Origin of the sequence: Mesorhizobium sp. M0768 (assembly GCF_040320195.1) — a bacterium.
In the GTDB taxonomy this organism is placed as follows: domain Bacteria; phylum Pseudomonadota; class Alphaproteobacteria; order Rhizobiales; family Rhizobiaceae; genus Mesorhizobium.
In genome coordinates this window covers 1-22,019 of sequence record NZ_JAMYPD010000050.1, presented here as the reverse complement: position 1 = coordinate 22,019, position 22,019 = coordinate 1, and the positions used below count along the sequence as shown (strand labels likewise).

The following is a 22,019-nucleotide window of genomic DNA, read 5'->3' as shown; positions in this document are numbered from 1 at the left end:
GTGCAGAACAGACATCGCAATAGTGCCCAATGCGCTCGTTGCGTTTGGCGCCAACCGCCACTATGAAACGGACAATTTCGTCGACTGTCTTTCAAGCCGTCAGGAGAGTTTCGTGACAAGCCTGCCGTGCCGATCAAGAAATCGGTCACTCCGGACTATATTGTCAGCCTTGAGGACGGGAAGAAGTTCAAGTCGTTAAACGCCATCTCGCGACCCACTACAAACCTGACGCCCGACGAATATCGCACCAAATGGGGCCTGCCAGCAGACTACCCGATGGTCGCGCCGAACTATGCCGCAGCGCGCTCGGCATTAGCCAAGACGATGGGGCTCGGCCGAAAGCCGAAAGAACCGGAAAGCCGGCGCCGGTGATGCGGACGCGCAAGAAGACCGCGGCCTGATTGCTGCAGATCCATCGGCCCATGTAGCCCGGACACAAAAAAGGCGGGAGTAACCCGCCTTCCACAGGCGAAGCTGGGTTGAACCGTACCAAGGGTTGCCGATCAGACACTCTCAAGTTTTGTTGCGAGAATAAAATTGAAACGGGCTCGGGCTGGTCAGACTTTCGCTCTGGCAAAATGACCCGGAAGTTACGGCCGCTTCGGCATATTCTGCAAGCGCGGCAGGTGTCATCCCGAGCGCAGTCTCAAAGAGTCGGCTCGGCACGACAGATCGAGCGGGACCTCAACACACGCCCTTAGGCGCCAGTGCGAGAACGTTGCCGTTCCCTGCCGCTGGCCGCTTTCCTTGCCACGCGCAGCTCCTCGATCGTAGGCCGCCTCCAAACCTGTCATCAATCTTTGATCCGGCACGTGAGGGCCAGGTTTTCACCAGTTCGGCCAGTGTAGCCGGACGCCATTGCCCCCAAACGCTATCAACCGAAGTTGGAACATCGGCATAGGAGGCTAGAAGGATCTCCGGATCGGCCGGCTCGCCATCGCACCCGACGAAAACGATCACGCCGTACGCAGAGGTCATCACGGGCCGACCAAAGGGCGGTAGATTCTGCGGATCGAGCGGATAGCGCCTGCGGCGTCGTTCGGTGGCACGCGCACGCGCGGCTCGTTCCTGTTCAGAGCCCCGATTAGCCTCTCGGCGCTTCTTGCGTTCCTCCGGCTCGTTGCGCTTGGCCGCCTCCTCGATGCGGCTCCAATGGCGGCGCAGGGCGTCATAGGACCGGTATGGAACCGTCCAAACACGGCGGTCGGAATCCCAGGAGGCAAATGGAACCTCGCGCATCTCATCAACGACTGTACGGGAATAGGGGGTCACCACTTCCAAATGGTCGTCAAGGCGCCGAAGGTACTCGGAGAGGATGGGATCAAAGGCAAAGGCGTCACGGCCCTTGAGATCGGCATAGGTCTGCGTCTGAGAACGCTCTCGTTCGAGCCATCGATCGAAACGCCGCGCCGCGGTTTTGCCCGGAACGAACCACGCCTTCAGATCGTCGTTCCAGCGGGCGCGAGGAAAGGTCTTTCGAAACCGCTCGACCGTCATGCGGTCGTAGGGAAATGCCGCCGTCGCGCCAGGACGATCCTTTCCGTTCGAACTTGCCTTGCTGTCGCTCATGGCTAATCAACGCGCCGCAATCGACAATCACTTTCTTCGACAACGTTTCAACCGAACGCTCGGTTCTGGGGAACCGTCGACTCGGCCTGTCGTCGACATCGCATTGTTCATTCGCTCCGCGCTTGTTTCGGGTAGTCGGTAGGGAGCGCGCCAAGCCAAGGCTCACCCTGAGGCACACCTAGCTCGTCCATGTTGAGCGCCGCGATCACACTCGACCTGATCGTCTGGCAGTATCGAAGAACACTCTGGTCGGAGATGTCAGTCCGCTCTCGGGTCACCACGTAGCGGGCCCGCACATAGTCGTTGTTTGCCGATAGTTTGCGGGACTGGGCAAAGATCTGAGCGGGTAGTTTCAGTCCCAGCGATTTGGCGCGAACGACCATCTTCTCAAGGTCATGGCCCAGGGCCCGCAGGGCATCGATGGTTTCTCCGGCGGAACGCATGTAGGTTTTGAGAAAGAGCTCAGCCGCATGGTAGGTCATCAATCGCACAGGCCCTGTTCCTCGATAGGCGAGCTTGGCGGCAGACAGGTAGTCATCTGCCAGAAGAAAAATGCCATAGGGAGTGGCTCCGGCCGACTCGGGAATCATCGTCACGCGCTTTCTAGCCGAGCCCTCATGAGGCAATTCGCGGCAGCATTCGGGTTGTATTGCAGCATTTGGGTTGTATTGTTGCGTTTCACGAGTTCTACAGTAGTCTGGAACTGACTGATTTTCATGGGGCTGCGCTGGAATTCCAGGACGGTCGTCAGCGCAAGGCGGCAGTCGTGGGGGGATAGCGCATGCCGACCAACAACTGGATCCGGTTTCTTCGGAACTATGGGCCCATTCCGACCAACGACAATATGTACGACGAGACCATTCAGCGGGCGTTGGCTCGCTTGAAGATGCAGCCTATTGAGCTGCCCGCCCAGCATCTTGCGTGGCTGGTCGATAATTTCAGGTCGGACGAGTGCCAGTCCATCATCCTCACGGGCACCGCCGGCGACGGAAAGACCTATCACTGCCGACGCGTGTGGCTTGAGCTCGGAGGCACGATTGAGGACTGGAACGCCGGAGAGAAGATCCAGCGCCTCAGCTTGGGCGCTCGCCAACTCATCGTCGTCAAGGATCTGAGTGAGCTTCGCTCCGACGAGAGTAAGCCGCTGATTGAGCAGATGGCGTGGGATGTCGCAGACCCCAATTCCCCCAGGGTTTACCTGATGGCAGCCAATCATGGCCAGCTTCTCGAAAAAATGAAGACCGCCGGCAGCGACAAGACGACAAGCGCTCTGGTCGAGGTGGTCGAGAATCTCCTGGTCGTTGGCCGCAGTGGGAACTCCGCGATTAAGCTCGATTTGAGGGATCTCAGCCGGTCTGCCGCCGCCGTGATGATCGATCAGGTCATTGACGCCGTGACGCTGCACCCCGGTTGGAGCGGCTGCGAGGATTGTCCGGCGCTGAATGGGGCAACCTGTCCGATCCGCGAGAACCGTGAACGGCTGATCGGGACCGGCGGCAACGGTCTCTTCCGGCGACGGCTGGGCAACTTGGTCGAAGCCAGCGAACAGAATGGTGGTCACTTTACCATCCGGCAGGTTCTATCCCTTGTCACGAACATCGTTCTTGGCCATCCCGATGCGCGCGACGGCCTAATGGCGTGCACCGATGTCGCCGAATTGGCAGCCGCGGGAACGGCGGAGCGTGCCAGTCCCTACCGCAATGTATTCGGCGGGAATTTGAAACCAAGCCGCGCAGAGAGAACCGAACCCTTTCGCAAGCTCAACCTGTTCGGCATCGGCTCGGAAACGAGCAACAAAGTCGACAACATGCTGTTCTACGGTGCCGACGATCCGGCGTTGGTGGAAACCTACCGAGCCCTCGTGCAAACCGATCAGGTTTACGGCGAGACGCCAGCCTATAAACGGGCGCAACAGTCTTACCTCGAGGGCGACGATCCGAGCGCTGTCGCGCGTTTCCTCGGGCTGCTTCGCGGGCAGCGTCAACGGTTGTTCTTCACCATCTCAGACGACCTGGCAGACACGTTGGACCTCTGGGACCTGACCGTCTTTCGGTACGCCGGGCTCTATCTCGAAACCAGTCGCGCGTTTGCCGAGAAGCGAGCATTGCCGCGGCAGGTGATGCCCATGCTCGTGCGCGGGCTAAATCGGGTGTTCACCGGCATGCTGATCCAGAACCAAGACGAGTTGGTGCTTGCAAGTTCGGGAAGCCAATCGCAGTCGAGAACCAATCCCCTGCTTGAGGAATTTGTGTCGGTCGCCCGTCGTGCTGGTGAGGAGGTGGCGCTGCTCGGTGACGGGGATGGAGGCATGAGGCTGGTGGTTCGGCTTGCGCGTGATGATCCGCCTGAAGTCACGCTGCAACTGTCGACGACCCGCTTTGAGTTCTTGGGCCGCGTGGCCGAGGGCGCATTGCCTACGAGTTTTTCGCTCGAGTGCCACGAGGACCTTCTTGCGTTCAAGGCACGGCTTCTGAGCGCCGTCGAACGGCGGAGGTTCCTTGACGGTGACGATCGCAGTGACGGGATCGTCCTCAAGTTCATCGACCTCAATTCCGATGGTCGTGCATCATCGCGTAGCGTGACGGTGAGACTCTAATGATGGAGATCCTGAAACGCCCAATTTCCCATGAGGATCGCACTGGACCCGCGTTCTGGGTCGATGAAGCGATCTGGGGGCATCGCCTGCATGACGAACAGACGCCCTGGCTGATTCTGCTTGAATTCCTTGGCGTGCTTCGATCGGAGCACGTTGCCGGCCGCGCCTTGGCGGAAGAGGAGTTCAACGCACTGTCCTATCGTCCGCAGACGCAATTGCGACTGCGCAATCTGATCTTCAACAATCCGTATCTTCTGACCATCGGGGCCGAAAAGCTTTCCGACGATGCAGCCTGGACCAAATGGCTGGAGTTGATGGAACAGAACGCCGGCGGCCTTGAGAGCCGCGACTTCAGTTACCTCCGTGGCCGCTTCGACAGCTTCGATGACTTCGCCTCTGTGGTGGGGTTCTTGCAGTCCTCCGCCATCGAAGGCACCAGCAATAAACGCTGGAGTTCAAAGTTCGTCTTCCCCTTCGGTCCCAGCGCGCTTTACGAGGATGCCGCTGTGACGGCGTCTGGTGTTTCGACCGACAGACGTTTCTTCGCTCGAACCGGCGAAGTTCTCTACCTGATGCTTTGCCGGTCCAAGCGAGCCGCCGAGCTCAAAGAACGGCTGGTCGCAAAGCTCTTTGAGCAACCAACCGTCTACGATCGGTTGGTCGCTGCGTTGCAAGGGGAGCCACAACTTGCCGAGCGTGATCGGCCGGGTTCATACTTGCCCTGCTCGACCCACCCGATCTTCGATCAACTTGCCGAGGATTGGATCGCTATTCTGGATAGCCCGATTTCGGTGTTCGACGCTCTGCCACACATCGTAACCATCACCGGGCTCAATCTTGTTCGGTACCAGCTTGACCGGGCGCGAGAACTCCTGGACTCGGTGCCCATCACGATGATCTGCGAGATCGTATCGCCACGAAAGACGGTGATCCGTGACCTTGCGGCGGACTCCTTTCAGGCGAACAATGCGCTGCCGGGTCTTGCCATTGAGCATTACGTCCGCAGTGCCGAATGTTCTCATGAGTGGCAGCACGCCGTTAAATCGGACGATGCCGTTCTCAGCGCCGCGGAGGTATTGGGACGCCAGTTCGACTGGCCGGACCCCGACGACCTACCGACCGGGATGAGCAATCCTGGCGACCTGATCGACGAGCTCGTCGGCAGGGCGAAAACCAGACACGCGCAACATGTAGGCAAGGTGCATTCGACCTGGGCGCGGCAGATCGGGTTGAGCTCGCGTCGGTCAAGCCGCCGCGTGCGCTACGCACCGACCGACCGGCTGCTCAAGACGCTGGTTGTTTGCTGCGTGAGCGAGCGTATGGAGTTCAAGGACTTCCTCGCCGCGCTACACGACCGCTATGGCTTTGTGATCGGAGATCAACAGGCCGCGAGCATCATCGGCGCCGGAAAAGCCGATCAGGAAGACTTTTCCGACAATGCGCGGCGGCTGGAGGAACGGCTGATTAGCCTCGGCCTCCTCAACCGGCTGTCGGACTCGGCCGCCTATGTGGAAAATCCGTTTCGCCGCGAGGTGCGAGCATGAACGCCCTCGATCTGATCGGCACGGCAGGCGCTGCGGCGCTCCAGGAGCGTCTGCAGGGCCTCGGGGCCGACAGCGGAACCGCTCGTTTCATGCTCGATCGCCTCACCGGACCGCAGGTTGCCGCGATCGTCAGGCAGCTGGTTTCCGACGTTTCGATCCAGTCCCAGGTCAAGATTGCTGTGCCCCGCGCACTTGTCGACGGCCAGGGTCTGCCCGACTCCGTGATCACCGATGAGAGGACCGTGGCGTGGCGGCATGCCGAGTGCGACCGTCCTGCGCTCCTTATCGCGAACACCGACGATGATCAGGGCGCATCGTTGCACGATGTGGCGTTGATCGGTGCCAAGGAACTCAAAGAGGGACCCGCCTATTGGGTGCTCCCTGCATCCGATGGACTCGGGCTTCCGGAAGAGCACATCGAAGCATGGCACATAGCCCTCAAGGCCTTGTCCAGTGTCGACGACTGGCCACTCGCGCAGCTCAGCAACTATGTTGCCATGACACGCGCGGCGATCGACGGCATGTCACTGCCCGTCGCGGACGCACTTGGCTGGGCGCTACCGGCACTGCAACTGCCGCGCGACACAGGATACTTCCGATCGCAGCGGCCAAAGGATCTGCAGCAGCAAAGCCGCTGGCGACGCCTTTATGACAAACTCATTACTGACCGGAGACCATTGCTTTCCAAGCAGCGACCCAACCGCCAGCCGATCGAAGCCGACGAGCTGCGGGATCAGTTCGAGACGGTTCGAGACGAGATCGCCGCCGAGCTGCACCCGACGATCGAGGCATTCGTCGACTCGCCAGCCGGGTGGCGTGATGCGACCGAAAAGCTTGCTGAGCTCGAGTGGGAACAGGACAATATTCTTCTCATCTTCTCGGGCCTCAAGCTCAAGAAGCTGAAGCTTCCAGAAGAGACCGCTCAGTTTTTCGACTACGAGCGTCCCGATCGCCTGAGCGATCCGGACAAGGCGTATCTCGGCGATCTCAAGGGTCGATCCCTCAAGGAATCCCGAGAGGACGATCGCGAGTTCTTCGAAGCTCATCGGGAGGATCTGGCGGCCAACAGACAGTTGCGCGCCAAATGGGAGAAGTTCGTCTACGGACGCCCTATCGAGTGCACGGATTTCCTCGATGGCTTGGTCCGCAGCATTGAGCGGCTTTTTGCCCAGCTCGGCACGCTAAAGATGCCTCGGCGGATCGAGATCCGATCCTCACGTCGGACCAAGACGCAATGGCTGGACATGAATGCGGACGTGGCCCGCGCCTTCAGCCTCAAATACAAGGCCCTGCGTCAGGTTCTCCCACAGGCGGTTAGCTGGGACACGCCGCACATTTTCGAGTTTGAGGCGCTGCTCGAAGCCGCAAGCAAGAGCCGCAAATTCCGCGAGAACGTCTCGACGTCGCGCGCAAACATTCAGATCAAGTTCGACCTCGCTCTGACAGTGGGAAGCGGCCCAGGTGCGGAGAAAAACACGGTCCAGTTGATCTGGCGGGCCGAGCCAAACGCGATCGGACTGGCGTTGCCCGATGACTTGGCCCGGCTCGAAAAGAACCCATTCGGCATTGCCGAAGTGTCACGCATGCTGGTCAGCAAGAAGGGAGCGATGCAGTCGGTGTCGCTCGCCGACGTAGGCACTTTGCAGCCGTCGTTCCGCCAGGATGCGGGATCGTTGGTTCCACGATCAACCAATGTCGAAGACTTAAGCAAGGTCCTGCCCAGGGCCATCAAGGCAGCCGTCGCGGGCGGTCGCATGACGCCGCCTGCCGGCGCGGACCTTGGAGAGACATGGACTGCGTTCGTCGCGGGCTACTCGGCTGCCATCGAAGATTGGCGAACGAACGGCATGGGGGGAACACCCCAGCTGGAACAGGCCGAGTTGTACGCCAGGCTGCTTGAGCAACTTCGGAGCTCGGCGCCAGGGGACCTAAACCGGCGGGACCTGTGGGAACCGATCCTCAGGATCGGCACGGTTCAGATTGCCGGTTCGACGCCGGCTGCGATCGTAGCGCCGTGGCACCCGATGCGAATGGCCGCGACGGCGGTCAAGATGCGATCTCTCTGCGGCCTGATCGATCACCTGCTCAAGGCGGAGGAAGTCAATTTCGGCGACCAGCGGCTCTTTTTTGCCGATCTCCGATCTGAGCTCGCGCACCCCTACTATCCGGAGGCAATACCGGGTTTCACCGGTGGCGAAGCGGTTCTCCTGACGGAGACGAGCACGCTCAACGACTACAGCTTCATGGAGCGGCCGGTTCGCGATCCCTCGGAAGCGTCCACCGATGTGGACCCGGCAGAGGCTGCGCGTGAGATCCTCGGGCTGATCGGCCGCTATCTCGACTTGCAGCCGCATGAGCGCGCCAATCTCAGCATCATGCTCTACAACTGCGATGCTGCTGGCCTGCCATTGGCCACGGTCAACGCGTTGGGGTCGGTCCACGAAGAAGAGGTCCACTGCAACGTCCTCGTCCGCCATCGAGACCGTTCCAAGCTCAACAAGGTCTATACCGATCTGCTGGATCAATCCGGCAACGACCCCGACGCCATCGTCGTCAGTGAAACCTCGCTCAACTTCATGTCGAAGCTGAGAATAGGGGTGATGCTTGAAGGCAGCACGGGGCGCCGCGCGCCTGACGAGCGAAGCGTGGACGTCGCGTTCCTGCATGATGTCGTATCGCGTCAGGCCAGGGAGGCCTGGTTTTCTGTCCCGCGCAACGACGACACGGACCCTTCAATTGCCGACCACGTGCCGCCTCGCTGGTCGTATCGCCGGGTCGTGGGAGAAGAACAACTCACCGCTACTAGCTATCTGGTTTCGCCCCGCCAACCTCGGGTCGGCTGGTCCTATCTCGACGCACTAGCGGCCGTGATCCGCAAACAGTCGCATCGCGACAACGAGCATTACCTGCCCGCGCGTCAGATTTCGCTGCAGGACCATGGCCTAGAGGCCATGTTCAAGGATGTTCACGGCCTGGCGGAGTGGGTCGCCACTTATGACGACCTCCTCGACAAGCGGCAGCTCATGGCGCAGGGCATCAAGGTCATCCGATATCGGCGCGAACGCACTCACGGCCGCAACATGGTGGTGTCCTCGACCTCGGACCTGCGCGTCCTGCCGGTGCTTGTCCGTCGACGCCTCGATCAACTCAGCCTCCGGCTTAGCGACGACCGTCTATCGGCGCTTGCCGAGAGAATGATCGCCGATGCGACGGCCATCTCTGGCGATGTCATATTGCGTGCGGCCAAGCGCGGCGTATCAGCGGGGGAGTTGATAGGCCTGGTTCTCAGTCGCGCACTTGTTGCTGAGGAGCTTTTGAAGCGTCCGGCATCGTGGTTCCTCCTCGACGACTACGCGCAATGGCTGGGCCAGCGAGAGGAAGGGATTGCCGACATCCTTGCGCTCAGCGTCGACCCGGGACCTGAAGGGCACCCAAGGCTTCACGCTGTTGTAACCGAAGCGAAGTATGTCGAGGCCAGTGGTCTGGCGGAAGCCAAACGTCATTCCAGCCAGCAGTTGCGACAGACAACGCGTCGGATCGAGGACGCGCTTTTCGGCGATCCGGGGCGGCTTGACCGTGACCTATGGCTTTCGCGTCTTGCCGACATCCTGCTCGATGAACCGTCGGCTCTAAGCGCGAGCTTTTCGCTCGAGGAGGTGAGGAATGGCATCCGAAATGGCACGGTGGAGATCGATCTAAAGGGCTACTCCCATATTTTCGTTTCGGGACCCGCAGACGCGGGTGGCTCGCCCGGCGATCAGGACGAAGTGACCGAGGTTCGGGGATTGCAGGAGATCTACACGCGCGAAGGTCTGCGGCAGCTGATCAAGGCCTATGAGGCCTCTGAACCGTTGATGCCGATCAGAAGCGCGCTGGGAGATCGCAGGCCGTGGGAAACATCTGAGTTTCGCGCGCCGGCACCACGCGTTCGGTGGACTACCAAGAGTGGCCCAGCCAGTGGTACCGGCGAGCCGGACGCAGCTCCGCCAAGCCCTCCGCCACCGAGACCCACGCCTCTTCCGCCCGAGCCCAACGTGAGCGCGGGAACAGCGACTGTTGCTGATGCCGGCGAGGCTCAGCCTAATGCCACTGGCCGCTCCACCGCGCCTGATCGGGAGGAGCACGAGGGGGCCGAACCGATCTCAGCGGATAGCGAGAGCTTTGCCGGCTTGGTGTCTCGAAAAGCGGGGCAGGTGCAGTCGGCGGCTGGCGAGGACGAACAATGGCTCGAGGCGACGGCCGGCCGGCTGCGTACGGCCCTTATGGGTTACAATCTACAGGCCAAGATCGCTGGGATGCGATTGACGCCAAACGCCGCCCTCGTGCGATTTGTCGGCAGCGACCGCCTGCGCGTCGAAGACATCGAGGCTAAACAGTCCGCCCTTCTGACCACACATGGCCTGCGAGTGATCTCGATCTCGCCGCTGCCCGGCGAGATCGTGGTCGGCGTGGCAAGAGCAAAGCGGCAGATTGTCTCGATGTGGGATCTCTGGGAGCGCCGTGCCCTGAACCGCAATGCCACCGGTCTCAACACGAGCTTCCTTCTTGGTCTGCGCGAGCTCGACGGCGAAATTCTCTATCTCAACCTGGGTGGGCCGTTCGCTGGCGTGTCACAACACGACCCGCACACGCTCATCGCCGGCGCGACGGGCAGCGGTAAATCGGTGCTGATCCAGGCGCTGATCCTCGACATCGCCGCGACCAATCCTAGCGCCCTAGTACACATTCATCTGATCGATCCAAAAATGGGCGTGGACTACTCCGCAATCGAGCGGTTGCCGCATGTGAAGGGTGGGATCATCATTGACCAAGCGGCCGCGATCGAAATGATGGAGGGGCTCGTCGTCGAGATGGACCGGCGGTACGAGCTGTTCAGGCAGAGCGGAGCTCGCGACATTCGATCGTTCAACATCAAGGCCGCGCCAGAAGCACGGCTGCCGATGAAGTTTCTCATCCACGACGAGTTCGCCGAATGGATGCTGACCGAGGACTACAAGGGTGCCGTTACATCGATCGTTTCGAGGCTGGGGGTGAAGGCGCGAGCCGCCGGTATTCACCTCGTCTTTGCGGCACAACGGCCCGATGCCGGGGTCATGCCTGTTCAGTTGCGTGACAATCTCGGTAATCGGCTGATCTTGAAGGTCGCGAGCGTCGGAACCTCAGAGATCGCACTCGGGACGAAGGGCGCAGAAAACCTGCTCGGCCTCGGGCACCTGGCCGCGCGGCTGAGCGGCGAGGCCTCGACCGTCTTCGCACAGGCACCATTCCTGTCCGATGAGGATATAGAAGACGTTGTCTCGGCGATCGCTGCTCAGGACGGCTGAGCTGGCAAAACCGGGGGCGGGGCAGGACCGAACAGGAGGACGAGGGCATAGATGACCCCGGCGCACGACATCGCGGCCGCGACCCACAACAGGAACTGAATGATCTTTACTGTTGAGGGCGGCCATTTCTTGTCCTTGTTCTTGAGCGAGACGGCGTAGTCGCCGTCGAGCCTGTTCAAATTGGTGATGTAGAGGCTGAAAGCCTGGCTGAAGCGACCCATGATAAAAACGCTGGCCACACTCACGACGGCGGCGAACAGGAAAATGCCGACGGCGATGAGCCGATCGCTCTTGAGCTGGGATGCCGCGAAGTACCACAAGCCGCCGATTGCCACTGAGAACAGCGGGGGAATCTTGTAGAGGATGTCGTTCATCGCTCTGAAGTGAGCGTATTGCTCCTTGTAGATTTCTTTGACGCTGACGTCGGTGCTTTCGGTCATGGGATACGCATCTCCTGTTCGCCCCGGCATGCTATCAGCAAATTGGCTGAGCCTCGATCGTGAGCCGATTTCGAATTTTCCCCGTTCCGGATTAGGTTGAGCTTGATCCGAAGACAGAGTCAGATGCGCATATGCCGATCTATCTTGATGGCCACTCGACAACACCGCTGGCGCCGGAGGCGATGGAAGCAATGGCACCTTGGTGGCATGCTCAGGTCGGCAATCCGCACTCGCCTCACCTGAGTGGGATGCTGGCGTCACAGGCCGTTGAAACGGCGCGTTCGGAACTCGCGTCCCTCCTCGGGTCGGATCCACAGGAACTCGTCTTCACGTCGGGGGCGACCGAGGCAAACAACATCGCGATAAGGGGCATTGCTCTCGCCGCGCTTGAAGGTGGCATCGGGCGGCGTGACATTGTCGTATCGGCCATCGAGCACAAGAGTGTGCTGTCGTCCGCGAGTTCGCTGCGGAGGGCCGGCTTCCGGATCATCGAAGCGCCGGTAAAAGTGAACGGCATCATCGATATTTCAGCTCTGGAACGGTTGGTCGGCATTGAGACACTCTTGGTGTCGGTGATGGCGGTCAACAACGAGGTGGGATCCATCCAACCGCTTGCCGATGTCGTTCGTATTGCCCGTGCGGCGGGGGCGCTCGTGCATGTCGATGCTGCACAGGGCGCGGGCAAACTTCCTCTCGACTGTGCGGAGTTCGATTTAGCGAGCCTTTCGTCGCACAAAATTTACGGCCCAATGGGCATCGGTGCGCTGTTCATATCATCGGCCGCTTCTCTCCGGCCGTTGCCGGTGTTGTTCGGCGGCGGTCAGGAGGCTGGGATCCGTCCTGGGACCGTACCGACGCCGCTCGTGGTTGGGTTTGGCGCCGCCGCCAAGGTCTCCAGGGCGCGGCTCGCCGCGGACGCCGCGCATTCAACGGGCTTATCGGCCCTGTTTCTCGAAGAACTACGCAGCAGGCAAGTGCAATTCATCGAAAATGTTCCTGCTTGGCAACGCGTGCCAGGCAGCTTGAGTCTGAGATTCCCCGGCAGTGACGCGATGTCGATAATCGCGAAGGCCGGGAATCGGATTTCGATTTCCGAAGGATCAGCTTGCACGAGCGGGCAGATTACTGCCTCGCACGTGCTCCTTGAGATGGGATTTACTCACCAACAGGCAGCGGAAACTGTTCGTCTATACTTTTCCCGCTATAATACCGAGATGGACGCCACGGACGCCGCGATCGCGCTTTCGGAAATAGTCGGCCGCTAAGGATTGCCAACTGGCGACCGTCTCCAGTAGCATCCACTCCCATGTTGAACGACCTTTATGATCCGGCCACCGCGATTCGCGTTTCGGGCCACGAGACCTTCTCGCTTCGGCTCTTGTGGCTCAAGAAGGCGTTCGATCATGCATCCGGCCCCGATGGGATCGATCGTAGAACATTTCAGGAACAAAACGCAATCGCCGCCTTCGGCGTCGGCAAGAATATGGCGCTCTCGATGCGTCATTGGGCGCTGGCGACGAAGATCCTGGTTGATAGCCCCACCCATCTTCATGCTACCCCTCTAGGCCGGTTGATTTTCACGGACGGCACCGGGCTCGACCCATATCTTGAGCATCCGTCGACCCTGTGGTTGATGCATGCCCACCTTGTGGGTGAGCCGCACGCCGCAACGACGTTCTATTACGCCTTCAACCTACTCAATCAGATTGCCTTTACCCGAGACGATCTCGTGAGGGCCATGGCGGCCATCGTTGAAGCGCGCGCAACCGCAAGAGCAACCGCCGAGACCCTCAAGCGCGACGTGGAAGTGTTCGTTCGCAGCTATGCGCCGCGTCACGCCGATGCAGGGGAAGACGCGGTAGAACCGCTGCTCGTGGAACTCGGCCTGCTGCGCGAGCTGCGCTCGACCGGGCAACTCGAATTCGTCCGCGGGCAGAAGCCCTCGCTGGAAGACAGTATATTTGCGCTGGTGTTGAAGCAGTTCTGGGAGCGTCACCACTCGCTATCCCCCACCCTCTCAGTGGAGCAGGTGCAGTATGACCCCGGCTCCCCCGGGCGCGTCTTCAAACTGGATGAGGACAGCCTCGTCGCACGCCTGATGAGCATCGGGGACGCAACCGGCGGGAAAATGGTGTGGACCGACACCGCAGGCCTCCGTCAGGTCGCTCTAGCAGGCCGTATCGAGGAAATCGACGAGTTCGACCTCGTCAAAGCCGGTTACCGTGGGGGGAGATCGGCATGACCAAGCTCGCCGACATCGTCAAGGTCGAACGCCGGTTCGCGCTGTCCGCTAGGATCGACACCGATCTCAACGGCACGCCGCCGCTCACGGGATACGTATTGCAGGCGAGCGTGCGCAAGTCGTTGATAGCCATGCTAGCGGGGATCGCGGAAGGGTCGCAGTTTGCGTTCACCTGGACGGGCCCCTACGGCGGCGGCAAATCTTGTGCGGCGCTGCTTGTTGCCAATCTGGTCGCTGGCAACAAGAAGCAACGCGCGCTCGCCGAAGGGATAGTTGGGCCAGACTTGGCGGAGCAGTTTTCCTCTGCGTTTCCTGGGCGGGGCCGCTCGTGGGATGTGCTTGCACTGACCGGCCGGCGCACGAGCCTGGCAGGGGCCTTGGCGGACGCGGCTGCGGAGCAATTTGAGTGGCCTCAAGCGACGCGGGAAGCAGCGCGCGACGAGCGAGCACTTATCGACGAATTGGAAGCGCGTGCTCGTCAAAAGGGAGGGTTGCTTATCGTCATCGACGAGCTCGGCAAGTTCCTCGAGCACGCGACGAGTTCTGCCGGCGACGTGCATATTTTGCAGGATCTCGCAGAGCGAGCAGCCCGCTCTGACGGTCGGCTGGTCGTTGTCGGCATCTTGCATCAGTCTTTTGAGCAATATGCCAATCGGCTGAGCCGGACTGGTCGAAACGAATGGGCAAAGGTCCAGGGGCGGTACCAGAACGTGCCCTTCGTTGCGCAGGCCGACGAGGTCGCGGCGCTTATCGCTCGCGCCATTGGTAGCGACCAAGCTCCGGCAAGCGCCAAAGCGATCGCTGGCCTGACGGCGCTAGCGATCTCGCACCGTCGCCCGGTCGATGTCGCCGGGCTGACTGAAATCGTTACCCAAACATGGCCATTGCACCCGGTCTCCGCTCTGTTGCTGGGACCGGTGTCCCGCCAACGGTTTGCACAAAATGAGCGGAGCGTCTTCGGTTTTCTCTCTTCGTCGGAACCCAACGGGTTTCAGGCCCACTTGGCGCGGACCGACGTCGACGGAAACGCCTGGTATGGTCCGGATCAGCTTTGGGATTACTTGGTTGCCAACTTTGGCAGCGCCCTTTCTGTTGGTCCCGAAAGCAATCGGATGACACTGGCCATGGAGGCCGTAGAGAAAGCGGCACTTTATGGCCCGCTGGTTGGTAAGCTTGCCAAGGCCGCGGCGGTCGTCGAGCTGTTCAGGAATGGCTCTGGGCTCGCGGTTGCCGACGACATCCTATCTCTTTGCGCGCCAGAGGCGAAAAAAGCCGACGTTACGGCGGCCATCGACGAACTGGTCAACCGAGCGATCCTCATCCGTCAGCCGCGGCTTGGTGGATATGCCCTCTTCGCCGGCAGCGATTTCGACCTCGATGATGCCATCTCTAAGGTCGCGCTGAAGCTCGACGCCGATGTTCTGGCTGATTTGCCATCACGGCTTGGCGTGGGGCCGATCGCAGCCAAGAGCCACTACTTTGCGACCGGTGCTTTGCGCACGTTCGACGTTGTCATTCAGTTCGCCGACGAGAGCCCGCAAAGTCCCGCTGCGTGGGCCAAGAGGACCGCTGCGGCATTGGCCAAGACGAAGCGGCGGTCGGCGGGTCTTCTCATTATGCTGCTGCCCGACGCGCGAAGCTTCGAAGCGCCGGTCAAGGTCGCCGCCAAGCAACTCAGTGTCGAATTGGAAAACCTAGGAGTCCTGGCCGGCGTGGCCGCGAGTGAGCAGGTCTATCTGCTAAGGGATCATGCGAGCGACCTCTATGCTCTGGATCGCATCGAAGAGACGCATCCGCAGCTCGAGGGTGATCGGATCGCCCGCCGAGAATTGTCGGCACGCAAATCATTGATCGCCGAGATTGTACGCAGCGACTTGCTGAAGGCGTTCTCTTTGGCCCGCTGGTGGGCATTCGGTGACATCGCAAAAGATGCATCCGGCAAGAAACTCGATGGCAGGGAACTGACCGTCTTGGCGTCGGCCCTTGCGACGACTGCTTTCAGCAGCGCACCCGTCATCCAATCCGAGTTGCTCTACCGGGATAAGCCCTCGACTGCCGCCATGGCGGGCCTGAGGACCTTGATGCATGCCATGGTTTCGAAGTCGGACGTGGCAGACCTCGGGATCGAGAACTTCCCGGTCGAGCGCGGGCTCTACCTGACGATCGTTCGGCCATTGGGCCTTCATCGGCAGGATGATAAGGGCGTGTGGCGCTTCGCCGATCCTGCGGGGGACGAGGCGGGCAAGACAATGAAGCCTGCCTGGACGGTGCTGGGTGAGAAGCGGGTGAACCTGGCCGAACTCTTCGACACCTGGGCAGCGCGGCCATATGGCATCAAGCGGGGCGTGATGCCCGTACTGGTATTGTCCTATCTGCTGGCGCACAGAAACGCGGTTGCCGTCTACGTCGACGGCGCTTTCCAGCCGGCCATCGACGATATCGTCGCCGACCGCATTCTGCAGGATCCTGCAGCCATCGAGTTCCGCCGGATTTCGCGCTCCAAGCGCGATGACGCGTTCGTCCAGCAGCTCGCCGCGCTTCTTTCGACCGAAACAAGCCCCGTTGAAGCGAAGGCCCTCCCGGTCGCATCGGCGCTCTATCAGCGTTTTCATGCCCTTCCGCTGTGGGCGCAGCGCACTCAGACGCTGGCCGAAAATGTTCGCAAGGTCAGGGACATTGTGTTGAAGGCCAGCGACCCTGAAGCGCTGCTGTTTTCAGACCTCGCGTCCACCCTTAAGGGAGAGCCCGATCCCGGGGTCAGCGTGGTGGCCGCACTGAACAAGGCCGAACAGGCCTATCCAAAAATGCTGGAGACGCTCCGCACGAGCTTGGCCGAGCATCTTGGGGTCGACCCGATGACCTTTGAGGGAATTGGGCCGCGGTCTTCTACCGCCTCGGGCGTCTCGGCCGAGTTGCGCGTCGATGCCTTCATCATGCGTGCGGGCGCTTTCGAGGGAAATGGCGGCGACATCGAAGGATTAGCGAGCCTGCTCGTTCATAAGCCGCCGCGTAATTGGTCCGACCGCGAACAAGAACAAGCCATGTTCGAAATGGCCAAACTCTGCCTGCGCTTTCGCGAGGCAGAGACATTCGCCGCAGTTCGTGACCGCTCCCCCACCTCCCAGGCCATTTCGGTCATGGTCGGGTTGGACCCGAAGGAAAAGCCGCTCTTTCATGCTTTCCAAGTGTCAGAACAGGAGCTTGCGGCTGCAGACATGGCGGCAGACGACTTGATGGCGCAGCTTCGCCTAAAGGGCATGCGACCGGCCGTCGAGCTTGCCGCTCTCGCGCGCATCGTGGAACGCCTTTCCGAAGGCAACGGATTGGAGCCAGCATGACGACTGCAGTGCGTGAGCGTCATATTCTTGGAATTTCAGGTGGCCGCGACAGCGCCGCCCTTGCCGTCCATATGCGCCAGACTAGGCCGGACCTTGAGCTAGAATACTTCTTCACTGACACCGGCAAGGAGCTAGAAGAGGTGTATTCGTTCCTCGACAAGCTCGAGGGGTTCCTGGGAAAGCCCATTACCCGGCTTAATCCGGACCGGGATTTCGACTTCTGGCTTAAGGAATACAATCACTTCCTGCCCTCCCCCAAGACTCGGTGGTGCACGCGGCAGCTCAAGCTCCGTCCGCTTGAGCAGTGGCTGCGCGAAGACCTCGATGCCGGGGTTGTCGTACATTCCTACGTGGCCATCCGGGCTGATGAACCCAGTCGCGAGGGCTATCAGGCGACCCATGGCAACATGCAGGTGCACTTCCCTCTGCGGGAGGACGGCATCAGTAGGGCTGGAGTGATCGAAACGCTTGAGAGCGCCGGCTTGGGCGAACCCGAGTACTATCGCTGGCGGACTCGCTCGGGGTGCACATTCTGTTTCTTCCAGCAAAAAATCGAGTGGGTGCGCCTAATGCGGGAGCACCCCGATTCTTTCGAGGAAGCCAAAGGCTATGAGAAGACTGCTCGTGACCATGGCTCGCCGTTTACCTGGAGCCAGGGCGAGGGACTTGACGAATTGAGCGCGCCTGCGCGCGTTGACGAAATCGAGCGCGAGTTCGAGCAGCGCCGTGCGCGCCTACTGGCTCGGCGGCGCGTGAACCCGCTTGCCGGCAATATTGTGCCCACGATCGATGACGTCTACGGGATCGACGAGGCCGCGGCAGGATGTGTGATCTGCCACAAGTGAGCGCGTTGACCCGAGGGCAGTTGGGCCGAGGGTTGGGCTCCCTGGGAACACGCCGATACTTACAGGGCGACCGGCGAAACCGCCTACTACGCTCATTCTGCTCGTCGAACTAGATCAGAGAATCTTTCGGCGAGGTATGGTCGAGCTCTGAGCCGCGCCTCCAGATGGCTCGGGCCCCAAAGGTCTATCCAGTGGCCTTTCTGCGCCAGCCCCTCGCAGTAATTGAACAGATCGTTCGACCACCCGGGATACGCAACAACCAAGATGCCATCGGCGCCATGCCTCTCGATCGTATCGCGTACGTCCCGGACATCGCTTTTGCCAACTGTCTTTTTCCGCGACTTCACTTGGACGACTATCTTTCGCCTCTTCACCGCAGTTTCATAGTGCACTTCTCCCCCCGGCAATCCGGGAGGTGTCAGCCACAAGGCAACGAGATCTCGTCCCTGATCACGTTCGAATGATGGGCCGGCCGCCCGGACCCATTCGAGGCCTTGTTCCTCGGAAAGGATCGCTTCGACTAGAGCTTCGAAGCGCGCCGGATTTAGCGGCGTGCTCCACACCCAGCGAACGCCAACAAGAAAGATCGCCGACTGTTTAGCATTCTGGTGTTCCCATTCCTCACGGAGCTGATTGTATCGTGCCGCGTCAAATCTACCTGCGAGGGCGACAATGGTGCGCTGTCCGATGAAGACGCAGTGGGTGTCGACCGGAATGACAATGCTCTTGTCCGATTCCGGGGTACCATCGACCCGACGAAGGATCTCCAAGCCTCGCTCGACAGTCGCCTGTGGCACGCAGTTCACAAGGCCATGCTCGGAATAGATATTGTGGCCTGCAAAGGTAACCGAGCTCGGGCCATAGTACGGCACCAATTCATCGAGCGCCTCACGCGCACCAACATCGAGGCGCACGATCGAAACCGAATTGTCCCCCGCGACCAGATATTCCCAATTCGGGTTCTCTCTTGTCACCCAAATCCATTCGCTGCGCCCAGGAACAATATCCTCAAGGCCCACGATCCACTCTGGCTTCGGCTCGTCCCACCAACGCGGCTCAACGACGTTCGCGGGGCCGAAATGGAATGCCTCCCACAAGATATGTGCTATCCAAGCTGTATGCGCTGCCAACCGCGGGCCGACAAGCTCGCTCTCCCCTTCGCTCAAGGCGGAACTATACGGCTGCGTGAAGAACATGAAGCGGCTGTAAATCTCGGGGGTTCCGGTCCACCCGACGTCAAGCCAGACTTCGGGAGACGCTGCGCCTGTTGCTCTTAAGGCCGCCGCCCACATCAGTCCGAAGATGTCATGCAAGTCAGTTCGGCCGCCGCCGCCATCCCATTGAGACGAGCTAAGGCGCACCGCTCCATAGAAGATGACACCGCTGGAATCTCCGCCTTTGATCAAGCAGAACGGGAAGTGTTCATCCTGCGCGCAAGGCTGCAACGCGAAGAGTTTGTCGATAGACTCGGCGCTTAACCTGGTTTCCACAATACCCCCAGCTGGAATATATCCTAGCTTTTCCCCAAAGAGACCAAGAACTCGGTGAGCTCGGAGTATTGGTTGGCACTGCTGATAGGCACGATCTGAACCTTCAAATCCTTGAACCATCGGTCCTGTTCTACTGCGGTCAACTGCTCCTTCGCCATCACCGCATAGTGGCTTGGCCCAGAGTCCTGGGGGTAGGCGTCCGCTATGTAATTCAAGAGCAATCTCGTCTCGGGGTCGTTCATTGATGCGCCCACGAACACCATGGAAAACATGGTGAACATGCCCGTCAACAAATGTTGGTATGCCCTTTTTCTGTAGAGCGTTTCTCTGTAGTCCCGCTCCGTAAGGATAATCCCGTTGCCCGCGCGCTGGGCGTCGCCGTGGGCTTTGAGAATGAAGAATTCTTGCGCAAATAGCCGACGCTGGAGTTCACCCTCGTCCTGGTAGGTTAGCACCGAGACATCGTCGTCAACCTCGGCGCGATAGGAGCGCTCTATGATAGTGTCATAATTAGTCGTGATGATGAACGGCAGTTTATCCAGTTTTACCAACGCTTCATGAAGAGCCGTTGGCTTGGGCTTGGGTGCTTTGAACGTATCTTCCACGACCTTAGCGAAATAACTGCCGAGATCCTCTTTTAGACCGGACGCTATCATGAGGTATTTACTCGGGTCTGAGATAAGTGAGCGGTATTCGCGGGCCTTATCAGCGGCAACGACGTTCTGCTTCTCTGCGACAGCCACCATGGCTTCGAGGAACTGCGGCCAAGTCGGCAGCCCGGCCCCCACAGAAGCACCGGCGCCGACCAGAATAGCCGCTTTCTTGCCGCAATAAGTCGCCCGAAGATTGTCGGGAATGCTCTTTGCGTCGAATGCCATCACGACCTCGCGTCGATGTCGGGGCAGAACGCCCGAAGCGCCTCATTGCGCGTCCGAAGGCTTTCCTTCGTGCCGGCTTGGGTGCGAAATGCTTCGATGTAATTGTATAGGTGCCGATCGAGTGTCGGTTGCGCGCTGTCGCGGCTTAGAAGGACATCCGGCTGCGCGTTATGCATACGACGCCTGGCCTCGAACAATTCGTAGGCCTGAGCCAGCTTCACCGGGTCCACCGCGGCTCCGGCTCGCTGCCGTTGCGATATCAGCAGGGAGAGGTCCACAAAAATCCACTTCTGATTTATTCGATAGCAGAATTGTTGGTTCACCTCGTCAAGAACGTTGAGGACGGCACCGGCGCGGGACGCCAGTTCGAGGATCGAATCGGTGTCGGTCACTTCCATAACCATGCGTTTCAAGTCCGGGGCCTTCAGATCTCGATCGGTCCCATACTGCAACACTGCAAAGACGTGGGTGATGTAATCCAGATGCTTCGATCTGGCGGACGAAATCCGGCAATGCCCGAAGAACTCGTGTGACTCCGCGATCGATGCCATGATGCGGTTGAGAGGATGCAACATCGCATTGCGCAGCTCTGCAGGATTTAGCGGCACGCCCATTTGTAGGCGTGAGAACAATGCAGCTATGTCGTCGTTCGTGCCTGTAGATATTTCGGCGACGCTGACCTCGAAGGCATCGAAACGGTCTTTTAGATCTTGGTGCAATTGATCGTATCTTAGTCCCGCAATGGCGCGCCCGTCGACGGGAGCCAGCGGCTCGCTGTATTCAAGGGGCAGATCTCCTGAACGAAACTCCCACAATGCGCGCAGTCGCTGCTGGCCATCCACGGCATCATGAGTGAATACCGCATCGCCATTGCGAACGCGCAGGTAGACCTTGGGTATGTCCATACCCCTCAGAATGGAATCAACCAAAAGGACTTGGCGAGGCGGCTTCCAAGCCGGTCCTCGCTGCCATTGCGGATTGAGATTGATGTTCTCACGCTCGCTGAATAGTCGATCGACCGTCCAGGTGCCCTGATGGATTTGCAATTTCTGACGCCCCCCGTCTGACTTTGTTAAAGGTTTAGGCCGCGATGCTCAACCATCGAGGCCACAACTTCCGTCGCCGGGTTCGGATTTCTCGACTTTAGTGTGGATTCCGGCATCATCCTTCTGTCGAGCCGGAACCCGCGAAGCTTCTTGGCCACTTGGGTTTGCGGGCGCGCCGTGGCGGCGAAGCCTTCACCGCCACGCAGCTGGCCGGATAGAAGCACAATCTAATAGTCTTAGAACTAGGGCTCTTTGCGGGTCGAGAGAGCTGCCCGCAATGCGGACACCTACATTCCTCGAGCTCGGCTCGAGGATGGGAGGAATAGAGGTTGGGACGCACGGCCCGCAGGATCCGGATGGCCGCCTCCATAGCGTCGACCCGGCTCGTACCGACGGCGAGCTTGTCGGCGAGAGAGGGGCTGAAGTCCGACCTCTCTTTCTCGGTGACGTTCCGGAAATCAAAGCCGGGCTGACGACGACGATGCGAAACCCCGAGGTCGCGATCCCGCGGTCGATCTGCTGTGAGATGCTATCGCCCAGCTCGACTGAAAACTTGTCGTACCAAGCCGCGACACAGCTTGCGCAGCGCCTCGGCGAGCGGCCGTGACCTGCCACTGAATTTTCATCCGGCTGCAGTTAGAGCCTCGGCGGGTTTTACGCCGTATGGCGCGGGTTGAGCAACGGGTGATCGGCGGAGCTGGTCGGGG

At 60.1% G+C, this 22,019-nt stretch carries 14 protein-coding genes; 8 read left to right on the top strand and 6 right to left on the bottom strand.

Annotation, left to right across the window (positions count from 1 at the left end):
* Window positions 1–126 precede the first annotated feature (126 nt).
* Window positions 127–372 carry a Ros/MucR family transcriptional regulator gene (locus NKI08_RS32155; protein ID WP_502899694.1) on the top strand — a complete coding sequence of 82 codons (246 nt, stop codon included), beginning with the start codon at window positions 127–129 and terminating at the stop codon, window positions 370–372.
* A gap of 312 nt (window positions 373–684) precedes the next feature.
* Here the strand turns inward: NKI08_RS32155 and NKI08_RS32150 are convergent, their stop codons facing one another.
* Complete coding sequence (locus NKI08_RS32150) at window positions 685–1,569, bottom strand: hypothetical protein (RefSeq protein WP_352775190.1); 885 nt, start codon at window positions 1,567–1,569, stop codon at window positions 685–687.
* Between the two features lie 107 nt (window positions 1,570–1,676).
* Complete coding sequence (locus NKI08_RS32145) at window positions 1,677–2,165, bottom strand: HEPN domain-containing protein (RefSeq protein WP_352775187.1); 489 nt, start codon at window positions 2,163–2,165, stop codon at window positions 1,677–1,679.
* A 185-nt stretch (window positions 2,166–2,350) separates the two neighbouring features.
* On the opposite strand from NKI08_RS32145, the gene NKI08_RS32140 reads away from it, so the two are divergent.
* From NKI08_RS32140 to NKI08_RS32130, 3 genes are read left to right on the top strand one after another with little or no spacing between them, the layout of a single operon-like run.
* Entirely contained in the window at window positions 2,351–4,165 is a 1,815-nt protein-coding gene (locus NKI08_RS32140) for a hypothetical protein (protein WP_352775184.1), read from the top strand.
* Window positions 4,165–5,709, top strand: coding sequence for a hypothetical protein (locus NKI08_RS32135; RefSeq protein WP_352775181.1), 1,545 nt, complete (start codon window positions 4,165–4,167; stop codon window positions 5,707–5,709). The genes NKI08_RS32140 and NKI08_RS32135 overlap by 1 nt, the downstream gene beginning before the upstream one ends.
* Window positions 5,706–11,033 carry an FtsK/SpoIIIE domain-containing protein gene (locus NKI08_RS32130; RefSeq protein WP_352775179.1) on the top strand — a complete coding sequence of 1,776 codons (5,328 nt, stop codon included), beginning with the start codon at window positions 5,706–5,708 and terminating at the stop codon, window positions 11,031–11,033. Before NKI08_RS32135 ends, NKI08_RS32130 begins: the two co-directional genes overlap by 4 nt.
* On the opposite strand, the gene NKI08_RS32125 is transcribed toward NKI08_RS32130, so the two are convergent.
* A complete protein-coding gene (locus NKI08_RS32125) occupies window positions 11,021–11,473 on the bottom strand; it encodes a hypothetical protein (protein WP_352775178.1) in 453 nt (150 codons plus the stop codon). The two genes, NKI08_RS32130 and NKI08_RS32125, sit on opposite strands and share 13 nt — an antisense overlap.
* A gap of 131 nt (window positions 11,474–11,604) precedes the next feature.
* On the opposite strand from NKI08_RS32125, the gene NKI08_RS32120 reads away from it, so the two are divergent.
* Genes NKI08_RS32120 through NKI08_RS32105 form a run of 4 tightly spaced genes read left to right on the top strand, consistent with a single transcriptional unit; the run spans window position 11,605 to window position 17,898 of the window.
* Complete coding sequence (locus tag NKI08_RS32120; RefSeq protein ID WP_352775175.1) at window positions 11,605–12,738, top strand: cysteine desulfurase family protein; 1,134 nt, start codon at window positions 11,605–11,607, stop codon at window positions 12,736–12,738.
* 41 nt (window positions 12,739–12,779) lie between these two features.
* Window positions 12,780–13,715, top strand: coding sequence for a DUF4007 family protein (locus NKI08_RS32115; protein ID WP_352775173.1), 936 nt, complete (start codon window positions 12,780–12,782; stop codon window positions 13,713–13,715).
* Complete coding sequence (locus NKI08_RS32110) at window positions 13,712–17,053, top strand: hypothetical protein (protein WP_352775170.1); 3,342 nt, start codon at window positions 13,712–13,714, stop codon at window positions 17,051–17,053. Before NKI08_RS32115 ends, NKI08_RS32110 begins: the two co-directional genes overlap by 4 nt.
* A complete protein-coding gene (locus tag NKI08_RS32105; protein WP_352775168.1) occupies window positions 17,050–17,898 on the top strand; it encodes a phosphoadenosine phosphosulfate reductase domain-containing protein in 849 nt (282 codons plus the stop codon). Before NKI08_RS32110 ends, NKI08_RS32105 begins: the two co-directional genes overlap by 4 nt.
* A gap of 92 nt (window positions 17,899–17,990) precedes the next feature.
* Here NKI08_RS32105 and NKI08_RS32100 read toward each other — a convergent pair whose 3' ends face one another.
* Genes NKI08_RS32100 through NKI08_RS32090 form a run of 3 tightly spaced genes read right to left on the bottom strand, consistent with a single transcriptional unit; the run spans window position 17,991 to window position 21,312 of the window.
* Window positions 17,991–19,388, bottom strand: a complete 1,398-nt coding sequence (locus NKI08_RS32100; protein WP_352775165.1) for a restriction endonuclease — start codon at window positions 19,386–19,388, stop codon at window positions 17,991–17,993.
* Between the two features lie 23 nt (window positions 19,389–19,411).
* Window positions 19,412–20,266 (bottom strand): SIR2 family protein, encoded by an 855-nt coding sequence (locus NKI08_RS32095; RefSeq protein WP_352775164.1) that lies wholly within the window; start codon window positions 20,264–20,266, stop codon window positions 19,412–19,414.
* Window positions 20,266–21,312, bottom strand: coding sequence for a GmrSD restriction endonuclease domain-containing protein (locus tag NKI08_RS32090; RefSeq protein WP_352775161.1), 1,047 nt, complete (start codon window positions 21,310–21,312; stop codon window positions 20,266–20,268). The genes NKI08_RS32095 and NKI08_RS32090 overlap by 1 nt, the downstream gene beginning before the upstream one ends.
* Between the last annotated feature and the right edge of the window lie 707 nt (window positions 21,313–22,019).

Coding starts and splice junctions, on each gene's coding strand:
- NKI08_RS32105 (WP_352775168.1), top strand. CDS start 17,050: ATGACGACTGCAGTGCGTGAGCGTCATATTCTTGGAATTTCAGGTGGC.
- NKI08_RS32130 (WP_352775179.1), top strand. CDS start 5,706: ATGAACGCCCTCGATCTGATCGGCACGGCAGGCGCTGCGGCGCTCCAG.
- NKI08_RS32140 (WP_352775184.1), top strand. CDS start 2,351: ATGCCGACCAACAACTGGATCCGGTTTCTTCGGAACTATGGGCCCATT.
- NKI08_RS32115 (WP_352775173.1), top strand. CDS start 12,780: ATGTTGAACGACCTTTATGATCCGGCCACCGCGATTCGCGTTTCGGGC.
- NKI08_RS32120 (WP_352775175.1), top strand. CDS start 11,605: ATGCCGATCTATCTTGATGGCCACTCGACAACACCGCTGGCGCCGGAG.
- NKI08_RS32150 (WP_352775190.1), bottom strand. CDS start 1,569: ATGAGCGACAGCAAGGCAAGTTCGAACGGAAAGGATCGTCCTGGCGCG.
- NKI08_RS32110 (WP_352775170.1), top strand. CDS start 13,712: ATGACCAAGCTCGCCGACATCGTCAAGGTCGAACGCCGGTTCGCGCTG.
- NKI08_RS32095 (WP_352775164.1), bottom strand. CDS start 20,266: ATGGCATTCGACGCAAAGAGCATTCCCGACAATCTTCGGGCGACTTAT.
- NKI08_RS32125 (WP_352775178.1), bottom strand. CDS start 11,473: ATGACCGAAAGCACCGACGTCAGCGTCAAAGAAATCTACAAGGAGCAA.
- NKI08_RS32135 (WP_352775181.1), top strand. CDS start 4,165: ATGATGGAGATCCTGAAACGCCCAATTTCCCATGAGGATCGCACTGGA.